Genomic DNA, 12167 nt, shown 5'->3' with positions numbered 1-12167 from the left:
GGGCTCGGCTCTACACGAGCCACGCCACGTCGATACAATCGCTCCATGTCGACCGAACTCAAATCCCACCAGCTGTCCATGACCGTGCTGATGTCGCCGGAGATGGCCAACTTCTCCGGCAAGGTCCACGGCGGCGCGATCCTGCGCCTGCTCGACCAGGTCGCCTATGCCTGCGCCAGCCGCTATGCCGGCCGCTACGTGGTCACCCTGTCGGTGGACCAGGTGGTGTTCCGCCAGCCGATCGCGGTGGGTGAACTGGTCACCTTCCTGGCCTCGGTGAACTACACCGGCACCTCGTCGATGGAAATCGGCGTCAAGGTGGTGGCCGAGGACATCCTCAAGCGCAGCGTGCGCCACGCCAACAGCTGCTTCTTCACCATGGTGGCGGTGGACGAGGAAGGCCGGCCAACGCCGGTTCCGTCGCTGCAGCCAGCCAGTTCAGACGAGAAGCGCCGCCAGGCCGCAGCGCTGATCCGCCGCCAGCTGCGCCAGGAAATGGAGCAGCGGCATCTGGAACTGCTGGCGTCGAATCCGCCGTCGCCGGAAGAATGAAGGCGTGCGGGGCAAGCCCCGCACCTACCGAGGCCGGTAGCGCCGGGCCATGCCCGGCGGATACGGGTCAGCCGGTGTTCTGCACGCCCTGCGAAACACCATTCACGCAGGCCACCAGCGCACGCAGCAGGTCATCGTCCTCGCGCCCGCTTTCGCGCCAGCGCTGCAGCAGGTCCACCTGCAGCACGCTGATCGGGTCCACATAGGGGTTGCGCAGGCGGATCGACAGCGCCAGCCGCGCGTCGTGGTCCAACAGGGTCTGCTGCTCCATCAGCGCCAGCAGCCAATGCCGGGTCAGTTCCAGTTCGCGTTCAACCTGCGGGAAGAACGCATCGTGCAGCTCGCCTGACAGGCGCGAGAACTGTTCGGCGATGGTGATATCGCCCTTGGACAGCACCATCGCGATGTCATCCAGGAACGTGCGGAAGAACGGCCAGTCACGCGCCATCTCGCGCAGCGTGGCTTCATGGCCGGCGTCCACCGCCGCCTGCAGGCCGCTGCCGACGCCATACCAGCCCGGAATCACCGCGCGCGCCTGGCTCCAGGCAAACACCCACGGAATCGCACGCAGGTTGGTCAACGCCGCATCCTGGCCGAGCCGGCGCGACGGCCGCGACCCCAGTGTCATCCGTTCGATCACATCGATCGGCGTAGCGGTGCGGAAGTAATCCATGAAACGCGGCTGGCCGACGAACGCCCGATAGATCTCGCTGCTGGAGCCGGCGACCACGTCCATCACCGGGCGCCATGCGTCCTCGCGCGGCTCGGCGGCGCGCGGGCGCAGGCTGGCGCGCAGTACCGCACCGGTGGCCTGCTCCAGCGAGCGCAACGCCAGCGCGCGGATGCCGTACTTGCGGTGGATCACCTCGCCCTGTTCGGTCACCCGCAGGCGGCCATCGATGCTGCCGCGTGGCGAGGCATCGACCGCATGCGTGGTCTTGCCGCCACCGCGGCTGATCGAACCGCCCCGGCCATGGAAGAAGGTCAGGCGCAGGCCTGCGTCGGCCGCTACCTCCAGCAGTTCAACCTGTGCGCGTTGCAGGCCCCAGCGCGAGGCGGCAATGCCACCGTCCTTGCTGCTGTCCGAGTATCCGAGCATCACCATCTGCACGTCGTCACGTGCACGCAGATGCGCGCGGTACACCGGATCGGCCAGCAGATCGCGCAGTGTTGCAGTGCCACGCTTGAGGTCGTCCACGGTTTCGAACAGCGGCGCGATATCCAGCGGCACGTCGCCGGCGTCATCGACCAGGCCACCACGACGCGCCAGCGCCAGCACCGCCAGCACATCGCCACGGTCGTGCGCCATCGAGATGATGTAGCTGCCCAGCGCGTCGCCACCATGCCGCGCACGCGCATCGGCCAATGCAGCGAACACCGCATCCAAGCGCTGGTTGCCCTCATCATCGCCAACGGGCAAGGGTGTTTCACCACTGGCATGGGGCGCCAACAGGCGTGCGCGTCCGGCTGCATCCAACGCATCCCATGCTGCGTCGCCACCCAACACTTCCGCCAGCGCGCGCGCATGCACGCTCGATTCCTGGCGCACATCCAGCCGCGCCAGATGGAAGCCGAAGGTCTTCACCCGCCACAGCAGGCGCTGCACGGCGAAGCCGCCGGCATGTTCGCCACGGTTCGCACGCAGGCTGTCGAGGATCAGCTGCAGGTCATCGATCAGCTCGTCGGGGCCGGCATAAGCGCCGTCGGCATCATCCAGCGTGGCCTGCAGGCGCGCGCGCATGCGGTCGTTGAGCAACCGGTACGGCATGTCGGCATGGCGTGGCCGCGACTGCACCTGCGGCAGCAACTGCTGATAGCGCGCGACACGCGCCTGCAGTGCATCGCTCACCCCCACCCGTTCGGTGGACTGGCTGAGCAGGCTGGCCAGCTGCAGCAGTTCCTTCTGGTACTGGCCCAGCACGGCAACGCGCTGTGCATCCAGTGTGTTGCGGATGGTGTGCGCATCCACATTGGGATTGCCGTCCATGTCGCCGCCCACCCACGTGCCGAAACGCAGCAGGCGTGGCAACGGCACCTCTTCGCCATAGGTATCGCGCAGTGCCTGCTGCAGCGATTCGTACAGCACCGGAATCACCCGGTACAGCACCTGCACCAGATAGAAGCCAACGTGCTCGCGCTCGTCGTCCACGGTCGGACGCACCGGCGAGGAATCGGTGGTCTGCCACGATGCGGTCAACGCCATGCGGAAGCGCGCGGCGTCGGCGGCGGCTTCGCCGGGGGTGCGTTGGCCGTCGAGGTTGTCGACCAGGCTGGCCACCATCAGCTGCTCTTTTTCCAGCAGCGCGCGGCGCACGGCCTCGGTCGGGTGCGCGGTGAACACCGGCTCGATATCGATGCGTGGCAGCCACTGCGCCAGTTCGTCCAGGCCAACGCCCTGTGCCTTCAGGTGCTGCAGGGCGTCCTGCAGGCCATCGGGTTGCGGTGCGGCGGCAACGGCGCGCTGGTAGTCGCGGCGGCGGCGGATGCGATGCACGCGCTCGGCGATGTTGACCACCTGGAAGTAGGTGCTGAACGCACGCACCATGGTCTCGGCCTGCTGCGGCGCACGCCCGGCCAGGCCATCGGCCAGTTCGGACAGCGGCGCCTGGTTCTCGCGGCGGGCGATGGCACGCGTACGCACGTCCTCGACGTCATCGAGGAAAGCGGCCGACACCTGCTCGACCAGCAGGTCGCCGACCAGTGCACCGAGACGGCGCACGTCGTCACGCAGGGGAAGATCGGGAGAAGCGAACTCGATACTGCTGCGGTACTCGTTCATCGGCGACGCACAGGCCTCGGTCAACGGATCCAGACCCCAAGCCTAAACCAGATTACGCACGATGCTGCGATGCGGAAATGGTTTCATCTGCACGTATCCGCAGCAGAAGCAGCCGAGCGTGGGCTCGGCTCTACACGTCATCACGCGCCATACCGTGTAGCGACCGAGCCCATGCTCGGGCGGCGGCGCAGCCGCACAGACGGCCCCGTTGCGGGGGCCGCCGTCATGCGCGTCAGCGCTTCTTCCTGGCCTTGCCCTGCTCGGCCGGGCCGATGGTCTGTTCCAGCCAGCGCTCGCTTTCGGCCAGCATGGTCATGATCGATTCGCGGGCGCGGTAGGCATGCGACTCGTTCGGCAGCATCACCAGGCGGGCCGTGCCGCCCAGCCCCTTCACCGCAGCGAACATGCGCTCGCTCTGCAGCGGGAAGGTGCCCGAGTTGTTGTCGTCCACGCCATGGATGAAGAGGATCGGATCCTTGATCCGGTCGGCGTAATTGAACGGTGCCATCTTCTGGTACACGTCCTGCGCCTGCCAGTAATTGCGCTCTTCGGCCTGGAAACCAAACGGGGTCAGCGTGCGGTTGTAGGCGCCGCTGCGGGCGATGCCGGCCTTGAACAGGCGGGTATGCGCAAGCAGGTTGGCGGTCATGAACGCACCGTAGGAATGGCCACCGATGGCGATGTGCTCGCGATCGGTCACGCCACGACGCACCACCTCGTCCACCGCGGCCTGCGCATTGGCGACCAGCTGTTCGATGTAGGTATCGTTGGGTTCCTTGTCGCCTTCGCCGATGATCGGCATCGACGGGCTGGCCAGCACCACATAGCCCTTGGCCAGGAACGCCTGCGGGCCCCAGTAGCTGATCGCGTTGAAGCGGTACGGCGAATCGGTCACCTGGCTGGCGGCTGCGGCGCTCTTGAACTCACCCGGGTAGGCCCACATCAGCAGCGGCCGCGGACCATCGCGCTTGGGGTCGTATCCCGGCGGCAGCAGCAGGGTCGCGGTCAGGTCCACGCCGTCCTTGCGCTTGTAGCGGATCTGCTCTTTCTGCACACCCTTCAACTGCGGCAGCGGATGGGCGAAGTGGGTCAGTGCACGCGGTGCAGCGTTGGTGTCGGCCAGCGACTGCACGTAGAAGTTGGTCGGCTCGTCCGGGCTCTCGCGGCTGATCAGCAGCGAACTGGCCTGCGCATCCAGCAGCGTCACCGGCGCAGCGTAGGTCGGTGCCTGCGAATGGAACAGGCGCGTCGCCTTGCCGCTGGCCACCTCGAAGCGATCAACGAACGGACGGTCGCCCTCCGGCGATGCACCGGCACCGGCCAGATACAGGCTGCCACCATCGGCGGTGGTCTGCAGCAGCGAGCGGCCGCGGTCATCGCTGGTCATCAGCGGACGCCCCGGATCGGCGTAGCGGTCCTGCGCATCGCGGTCCCACAGCAGCCTGGCATCGGCGCTGGCGTTGTCCGGTGCGATCAGCCAGGTCTTGCTGCGGCGGGTCTTCCACCACGATTCGTTGAGCAGGGCCAGGTCGCCACGGCCCCAGCTGATGCCGGCGTAGCGGCTGCCGAGCTGGGCCAGGGTCACCGGCGGCGTGTCGAATGGTGCGGCCTGCATGAACACCGCATCGCGCACCTTGGCCTCCCTGTTCGGGTCGCCGCCGTCCTGCGCTTCGGCCCACACCAGGGTGGCATCGGCGTCGCCGCGCCAGCTGATGTCACGCACGCCGGTCACTTCGGCATCGTTGCCGGTCGGCAGGCCTTCCACCAGCGGACGCACCGCTACCGTGTGCACCAGCTTGCCGGTGCTGCGGTCGAGCACTTCGATGCGGCGCGGGAAACTGCTCACCGGCACCACATACGAGTACGGGCGCTGCACCGGCTGGCTGAGCACGAAGCGGCCATCGGGCGACACCGCAAAGCCCATGAAAATGCCGGCCGCACCGATGGCACGGCTCTGCCCGTCCAGGCTGACCTCCACCGGCTGGGTGGTGGCGTAGTAATCGAACTGGCGCGCGTCGGCCTCGTTCTTCAGCAGGTCCTGGTAGGTACGGATGGAGACCACGCCCCCGCCCTGGCTGGTCTGCTGCACGGCCGGGCCGGTCGGGATGCCATCTGCGGCCGGCGCGGCGCCCAGGTTGGCCGGGCGCGTGAACACCACCAACCCACGGCTGTCCGGCAACCACTGGTAGCCACTGCCCAGGACGGTGTTCAGGCCGGCGACCAGACGACGGGCACTGCCGCCGGCCACGTCCACCAGCCACAGCTCGTTGGCACCGGTAGCGGCATCGACCTGGTTGAAGGCCAGCCACTTCTGGTCCGGCGACCACGTCAGGCTGGCAATCGACAACGAGGCCGGCAACCCGCTGATCTGCCGCTCCTTGCCGTCGGCCACGTTCATCAGCCACAGCTTCTGGCCGAAGCTGAAGCGGCTGTCGGAGAAGGTGCGCGGGTTGATGCGCAGGCCGGCAAGCTTCAGTTCCGGCTGCGCCACCACCTGGATCGACGGCAGCGACGGCATCTGCATCAGCGCGGCCACGTCGCGGCGTGGCGACAGGTACAGCGACGGTGCCCGCGGCGCGTCGACCACCGCCTGCAGTGCGGCCGAGGGCAGCTCATAGCCGGTCACGCCCTGCGCTTGGGTCTGTGCCGCCTGCGGGGCCGCAGCCAAGGCCTGCGGGACCACCGCCAGCAGGGCCATCGACAGGACCAGGCCAGTCAAGCGCCGGTTGCGGCGTGCGTGCGTGCTCATCATTGTTCCACCTGTTCGCTGCGTGAAGCCCTCGACCTTAACAGGCCATGCACATCCGCCCATCTGCCGATGGTTGGGTCATCGCTGTGTCACAGCGGAGGCGCGATATAATGGGCATCCTCCCCTGCCGAGGGGCGCTGCGACCGGATCCCCTGAGACCGGCCAGGCTCGGCCAGGTGGCTTTGCAACAACGGCGCCCGGCCAGATGCGAGCATCCGCTCGCCCACAACCGGAGCTACTGCATGAATGCTGTTGCCAAGACCTTCTCCACCGAAGGTGATTACAAGATCCGCGACATCACCCTGGCCGACTGGGGCCGCAAGGAGCTGGACATCGCCGAGCACGAAATGCCGGGCCTGATGTCGATCCGCCGCAAGTACCAGGCCGAGCTGCCGCTGAAGGGCGTGCGCGTGACCGGTTCGCTGCACATGACCATCCAGACCGCGGTGCTGATCGAGACCCTGAAGGACATCGGCGCCGACGTGCGCTGGGCCTCGTGCAACATCTTCTCGACCCAGGACCACGCCGCTGCGGCGATCGCCGCCACCGGCACCCCCGTGTTCGCCTGGAAGGGCGAGTCGCTGGAAGAGTACTGGGACTGCACCCTGGACGCGCTGACCTTCACCCTTCCCGACGGCACCCTGACCGGCCCGGAACTGGTGGTCGACGACGGCGGTGACGTGACCCTGCTGATCCACAAGGGCTACGAGCTGGAAAACGGCAGCACCTGGGTCGACGAAAAGGCCGCCTCGCACGAAGAGCAGGTGATCAAGAACCTGCTCAAGCGCGTGGCCAAGGAGCGCCCGGGTTACTGGGGCCGCGTGGTCAAGGACTGGAAGGGCGTCTCCGAAGAGACCACCACCGGCGTGCACCGCCTGTACCAGCTGGCGCAGGCCGGCACCCTGCTGATCCCGGCGATCAACGTCAACGACTCGGTCACCAAGAGCAAGTTCGACAACCTGTACGGCTGCCGCGAGTCGCTGGCCGATGGCCTCAAGCGCGCGATGGACGTGATGCTGGCCGGCAAGGTCGCCGTGGTCTGCGGCTACGGTGACGTCGGCAAGGGCTGCGCCGCCTCGCTGCGTGCCTACGGCGCGCGCGTCGTGGTTACCGAGATCGACCCGATCTGCGCCCTGCAGGCGGCGATGGAAGGCTTCGAGGTCAACACCATCGAGTCGACCCTGGGCCGTGCCGACCTGTACGTCACCACCACCGGCAACAAGGACATCATCCGCATCGAGCACCTGAGCGCGATGAAGGACCAGGCCATCGTCTGCAACATCGGCCACTTCGACAACGAGATCCAGGTCGATGCGCTGGTCGCCTTCCCGGGCGTGAAGCACGTCAACATCAAGCCGCAGGTGGACAAGTACATCTTCCCGAACGGCAACGCGATCTTCCTGCTGGCCGAAGGCCGCCTGGTCAATCTGGGCTGCGCCACCGGCCACCCGAGCTTCGTGATGTCCAACTCGTTCGCCAACCAGACCCTGGCCCAGATCGACCTGTGGGCCAACAAGGGCAGCTACGAGAACAAGGTGTACCTGCTGCCGAAGAAGCTGGACGAAGAAGTGGCCCGCCTGCACCTGGAGAAGATCGGCGTGAAGCTGACCACCCTGAGCCAGGAACAGGCCGACTACATCGGCGTGCCGGTGGAAGGTCCGTTCAAGCCGGATCATTACCGCTACTGATGCCGTGCGCGGGGTCGGATCCCTTTCCGCAGGAAAGGGCTCTGGCCCCAGCAACGGATGCACACGGACGGGCGCCTTCGGGCGCCCGTTCTGCGTTCCGGCACCCGCCAGCCCGATCCGCGCGCCCTGTCACAGAGCCCTAAGAAGCCGCTTGCTACGATTTTCGACCCATGCCCCCGCCGCCCGCAGGCCATGCGCCAGGACGCAGACATCAAAGGACAGACATGCAGCGCAGCAGTGAACGTATGACCCGAACCATCAAGCCCCTGATGACCCTGTGCTGCGTGGCCCTGCTGGCCGCCTGCACCCCGCCTTCCGGCGATGCCCAGGCCACGACGCCTGCAGCAGCCACCGGACAGGCCAACACCGACGGCAAGGCGGCCAGCGCTGCGGCAGCGGCCGCCGGCAGCAGCACCGCCTGCGCCGATTCGGCATCGCCGGTGCAGGCCCTGATCTGCAACGACCCCGCCTTGTTGAAGCAGGAAGGCGAGCTGGCCAAGGCCGAAGCCACCGCAAGCCAGACCCTCGATACCGCCGGCAAGGCCAAGCTGCAGGCCGAGCAGCAGCGCTGGATCCAGCACACGCGCGATCTGTGCAGCGACGCGCACTGCCTGCAACAGGTATTTACCGACCGCCTCAAGGTGCTGTCGGCCACGCGCGACGGCCTGGTCGACCAGGACGCCTGCGAAGTACCCGACGGCCAGCAGCAGTGCGTGGACATGCTGGTGCTGCGCGACCCCAACAGCCAGCTGGCGACCTTCAACACGCTGCTGGGTGAAAACGGCCAGGAAGGTCGCCTGCTGGGCTGCACGGCGGCTACCAACATCGGCGGCGGGCAGAACGCCCAGCTGGCGGCCAACTGCACCCAGGAAACCGCCAGCGGCAAGCGCAGCGTGCAGCTGTGCAGCAACCAGATGGTCGGCCAGTTCGCCATCGAACCGGCGCCGGCCGCCTACGGCACCGAGGCCACACGCCAGCTGCTCGGCTTCACCCAGCAGCACTGCGCCGGCTGATATCCGCCGGACAGGCCCGGCTCCTTTTTCCTCAGTGAAGGACGATCATCATGGCAACGGATTCCACCCTCACCCGCGAGCAGCTGTCCACGCTGTTCCTCAACACCGAGCTGGGCGGCAACACCCGCCATCTGGACCATTTCGCGTACGCCAAGGAAGGCACCAGCACCTACTCGTTCGGCCTGGTGCAATTCGACGTCGGCGGCAACCCCCAGGCCAGGCGTTTCCTGCGCGACAACGGCTTCACCAATGGTGACATCGAACTGCTGTCCCAGCAGGGGGGGCTGAGCACGCAGCAGCTGGCTGCGCTCGACGCCAAGCTGCAGGCCATTCCGCAGGCCAACATCGATCAGCTCACCAACGCCAAGCTGGACAGCGCCATCGGGCGCGTCGACGAAGCCATCGCCAAGGTGCGTGCGACCAACCCGGCCGCCGCCGATGCCATCGTGGCAAACCCGGAACTGCAGCTGGCCATGGCCGACTATGACAACCAGTTCGGCAGCATGGGCCCGCAGTTCATCAACTATCTGTCCGGCAATGCGGAAAAGCTGCAGGGCGGTACCATCCAGGCCGGCGATCCACCCACCCGGGCCGACGTACAGACTTTCGTCGATGCAACCAAGTACGGCATCCAGTCGCCTGCGGCCGTGACCAGCCGTGATGAACGCTTCGACACGGCCATGAGCCAGCTGGGCATCGCCCAGACCCATGCCCCCTCGCACGGCTCGCCCACCACGCCCGGTGCGCAGGCTGGTAGTGGCGTGCTGGTAAACGGCGCAAAGGGTGATGAAGTGCAGGCCATGCAGCAGAAACTGGCCGACCTCGGCTACACGGGCAAGGACGGTGCACCGCTGGTGGCCGACGGTCACTTTGGCCCAGGCACGCTGCAGGCAGTGCAGCAGTTCCAGCGCGATCATCAGCTGACGGTGGACGGCAAAGCCGGCAACGGCACCCTGGGTGCGCTGGACGCGGCAAGCCAGCAGCGTCAACAGCAGGCCGAACCTGCGGCGCCCGCAGCAGCACCGAGCATGGCCACGCCCGGGCACGCCGACAATCCGCGCTACCAGCAGGTGGTGGAGAAACTGGAAGCCCTTGAACAGCAGCGCAGCCAGGGTGGGCTGTCGCCGCTGTTCCATGACCGCAACCAACTGGAAAACGCGGCTGGGCAGGTCGCCTACGAGTCCAAGGTCGTCGGCATGTCACAGGTGGACACCGTAGTGGCGCGCCCGGATGGACAGGGCGTATTCGCGGTGCAGGGCCAACTGGGTGATCCTGCAGCGCACCGCACCTACATCGACCTTGCGCAGGCGGTCGGCCAGGACCTGCCGTCCAGCACACGCCAGAGCGAAGCGTTGAACGCCGAACAGACACAAAGGCAGGCGCAGGAACAGGCACAAGCGCAGCAGCCGATGTCGCGCTGATCTGCGATGGATCGGGTGGATCCACGCATGGCGTGGATCCATCTACCGCAGGGCATCGTGGAAGTGATGAGCTTCCCGCCCCGGGATGCCGGAAAGCCGGTTCGCATCACCAGCCGATGCAGCAGTAGTCTCGGTCAAGTCAGCAGGGAAAGGCCGCGCTACGATTCCCCCATGACCCCGGCCATCAACCTGCTCAAGCGCGAGAAGATCGCCCATACCGTGCACAGCTACGTGCACGACGTCCATGCCGAATCCTACGGCGGCGAGGCTGTCGAAAAGCTGGGCCTGGACCCGGCACAGGTATTCAAGACCCTGCTGGCCAGCACCGAAACCCACGAACTGCTCGTGGCGATCGTGCCGGTGGCCGGCCAGCTCGACCTGAAAGCACTGGCCGAAGCCGCCGGCTGCAAGAAATGCGAGATGGCCGCCGTCGATACCGCGCAGCGCGCAACCGGCTATCTGGTTGGCGGCATCAGTCCGCTGGGGCAGAAGAAGCGCCTCCGCAGTTTCCTTGATGACAGCGCGCGGTCGCTGCCAACCCTGCACGTCAGCGCGGGGCGGCGTGGCCTGGAAGTGGAGCTGGCACCGGCCGACCTGCTGCGCCTGACCGGCGGCCATTACGCCGCGATCGGCAGGGCCCGTTGATGCGCTGGCCATGGTCCGCATCGCCGCCACCGCGGCTGGATGATCCGCAGGCTGACGTGCTGCTGCAGGATCTGCTGTCGCGCGATGCCAGTCGTATCCATGCCGCCAGCAGCCGCCTGGCTCGGTTGTTCAGCGCCGCTACGCTTGATGCACTGGCGCCACATGCCGAACGGATCGAGCAGGCCTGCCAGGGCATGCAGCTCGGCGGTGCGCTGGTGAGCAACGACGTGCACCTGAAAGCCGCACTGCGCCGCCTGCGCTATTGGCGAGAACGCAGCGGCTGCCTGTGCGCGCTGTATCCGGACTACCTGTTCTTCGACCCACGCCGTCTGATTGAACAGGGGCATGTGCAGCTGCTGCAACTGGGCGTGGCCGAGGACGGCTGGGGTGACCGGCATCGAGTGGCCTGCACAAACTGCAGCCAGCAATGGGACGCCACTGACCGCGAGTACCACTACCCTTGGTGGGAGTGGATCGTGGTCGCCGATGATTGAAGCCACGCATGGCGTGGCTCCGCCGCGAAGGTGGGTCTACGCCAAGCTGGTTGCGCCGGTTCCGGTTACGGATGCCAAACAGGCGCATCCATCATTCGTTGAGGGCGAAGGTCACCGGCACTTCCATCACACTCATGGCGGGCAGTGCAGGCTGTTGCACGTCGCGTTGCATGGTCCACGAGCGGACCCCCTTGGCCGCTGCCGTGTCCAGCACCGCGTGACCGCTGGACACGCGTACTACCGCTGCAACAACCCGGCCGTTCTCGTTCACCAGCGCCCTCAGACGCACTTTGCCCTGCAACCCGTCACGGACAGCCGTAGCCGGATATTCCGGAATGCCGGGCTTCCAGTTGCCGCTGGCGGCAGGGAACAACGTGGTCTTGGACGACAGCGGACAACGTGCAGGCATACGCAGCTCCAGAGAGAGCGGCTGCGCAGATGGCTGCGGTTCCACGGCGGCCTTGCATGCGGCCATCGACACCGCTTCCAGCATGCGTTGCTGGCGCGCCAATGCGTCCACATCAACAGCCACCACGTGCAGTGTGCAGCGCCCTTGCTGGACACGTGCCTGCAGCGCGGTGACGCCCACATCCTGGATGGATGTCGCGTCCGTCAATCCACCGCATGCCGCGGCCGCATTGTAACGCTGGGCCGAACTGTCGAATGAACCCAGCAAGGCGCCCAGTGCCAACGCCCACGGCATCCACGTCCTGATCATCATTGCTTCCTGCTGTGATGGAGACTGCATCGTATCGCGCGGCATCCGGCGCGAATTCACATCCCGACGCGCTGTCGATGCCACGCATGGCGTGGCACTACCGGGCGG

9 protein-coding genes and 1 riboswitch are annotated in these 12167 nt (G+C 66.7%); of the genes, 6 read left to right on the top strand and 3 right to left on the bottom strand.

Annotated features, from left to right (window positions below; all coding sequences use genetic code 11):
* Positions 1 to 45: 45 nt before the first annotated feature.
* Positions 46 to 552, top strand: a complete 507-nt coding sequence (locus tag QP457_RS03575; protein WP_089238821.1) for an acyl-CoA thioesterase — start codon at positions 46 to 48, stop codon at positions 550 to 552.
* A gap of 67 nt (positions 553 to 619) precedes the next feature.
* Here QP457_RS03575 and ppc read toward each other — a convergent pair whose 3' ends face one another.
* Positions 620 to 3331, bottom strand: a complete 2712-nt coding sequence (ppc, locus tag QP457_RS03570; RefSeq protein WP_205406066.1) for a phosphoenolpyruvate carboxylase — start codon at positions 3329 to 3331, stop codon at positions 620 to 622.
* Between the two features lie 232 nt (positions 3332 to 3563).
* On the bottom strand, positions 3564 to 6080 hold the full coding sequence (locus QP457_RS03565; RefSeq protein ID WP_205406065.1) for a prolyl oligopeptidase family serine peptidase: 2517 nt from the start codon (positions 6078 to 6080) through the stop codon (positions 3564 to 3566).
* A gap of 123 nt (positions 6081 to 6203) precedes the next feature.
* Positions 6204 to 6286, top strand: a riboswitch (S-adenosyl-L-homocysteine riboswitch).
* Positions 6287 to 6322: 36 nt separating this feature from the next.
* Here QP457_RS03565 and ahcY point away from each other — a divergent pair.
* The 5 genes from ahcY (at position 6323) to QP457_RS03540 (ending at position 11341) form a co-directional block, all read left to right on the top strand.
* Complete coding sequence (ahcY, locus tag QP457_RS03560) at positions 6323 to 7768, top strand: adenosylhomocysteinase (protein WP_180166765.1); 1446 nt, start codon at positions 6323 to 6325, stop codon at positions 7766 to 7768.
* 245 nt (positions 7769 to 8013) lie between these two features.
* Positions 8014 to 8781: a lysozyme inhibitor LprI family protein gene (locus tag QP457_RS03555; protein ID WP_240196676.1), complete on the top strand. Its 768-nt coding sequence runs from the start codon at positions 8014 to 8016 to the stop codon at positions 8779 to 8781.
* Between the two features lie 50 nt (positions 8782 to 8831).
* A complete protein-coding gene (locus tag QP457_RS03550) occupies positions 8832 to 10202 on the top strand; it encodes a peptidoglycan-binding domain-containing protein (protein WP_205406063.1) in 1371 nt (456 codons plus the stop codon).
* A gap of 171 nt (positions 10203 to 10373) precedes the next feature.
* Positions 10374 to 10847 (top strand): Cys-tRNA(Pro) deacylase, encoded by a 474-nt coding sequence (gene ybaK, locus QP457_RS03545; protein WP_205406062.1) that lies wholly within the window; start codon positions 10374 to 10376, stop codon positions 10845 to 10847.
* Positions 10847 to 11341: a hypothetical protein gene (locus QP457_RS03540; RefSeq protein ID WP_205406061.1), complete on the top strand. Its 495-nt coding sequence runs from the start codon at positions 10847 to 10849 to the stop codon at positions 11339 to 11341. The genes ybaK and QP457_RS03540 overlap by 1 nt, the downstream gene beginning before the upstream one ends.
* Positions 11342 to 11432: 91 nt before the next feature.
* Here the strand turns inward: QP457_RS03540 and QP457_RS03535 are convergent, their stop codons facing one another.
* Entirely contained in the window at positions 11433 to 12059 is a 627-nt protein-coding gene (locus QP457_RS03535; RefSeq protein ID WP_205406060.1) for a TonB family protein, read from the bottom strand.
* Between the last annotated feature and the right edge of the window lie 108 nt (positions 12060 to 12167).

The sequence above is a fragment of the Stenotrophomonas sp. As-7 genome, from assembly GCF_030291015.1.
In the GTDB taxonomy this organism is placed as follows: Bacteria; Pseudomonadota; Gammaproteobacteria; order Xanthomonadales; family Xanthomonadaceae; genus Stenotrophomonas; species Stenotrophomonas lactitubi.
The sequence above is the reverse complement of the archived record's forward strand: the minus strand, read 5'-3'. Positions and strand labels throughout refer to the sequence as shown.

Coding starts and splice junctions, on each gene's coding strand:
- QP457_RS03575 (WP_089238821.1), top strand. CDS start 46: ATGTCGACCGAACTCAAATCCCACCAGCTGTCCATGACCGTGCTGATG.
- QP457_RS03565 (WP_205406065.1), bottom strand. CDS start 6,080: ATGAGCACGCACGCACGCCGCAACCGGCGCTTGACTGGCCTGGTCCTG.
- ybaK (WP_205406062.1), top strand. CDS start 10,374: ATGACCCCGGCCATCAACCTGCTCAAGCGCGAGAAGATCGCCCATACC.
- QP457_RS03535 (WP_205406060.1), bottom strand. CDS start 12,059: ATGATCAGGACGTGGATGCCGTGGGCGTTGGCACTGGGCGCCTTGCTG.
- ahcY (WP_180166765.1), top strand. CDS start 6,323: ATGAATGCTGTTGCCAAGACCTTCTCCACCGAAGGTGATTACAAGATC.
- ppc (WP_205406066.1), bottom strand. CDS start 3,331: ATGAACGAGTACCGCAGCAGTATCGAGTTCGCTTCTCCCGATCTTCCC.
- QP457_RS03555 (WP_240196676.1), top strand. CDS start 8,014: ATGACCCGAACCATCAAGCCCCTGATGACCCTGTGCTGCGTGGCCCTG.
- QP457_RS03550 (WP_205406063.1), top strand. CDS start 8,832: ATGGCAACGGATTCCACCCTCACCCGCGAGCAGCTGTCCACGCTGTTC.
- QP457_RS03540 (WP_205406061.1), top strand. CDS start 10,847: ATGCGCTGGCCATGGTCCGCATCGCCGCCACCGCGGCTGGATGATCCG.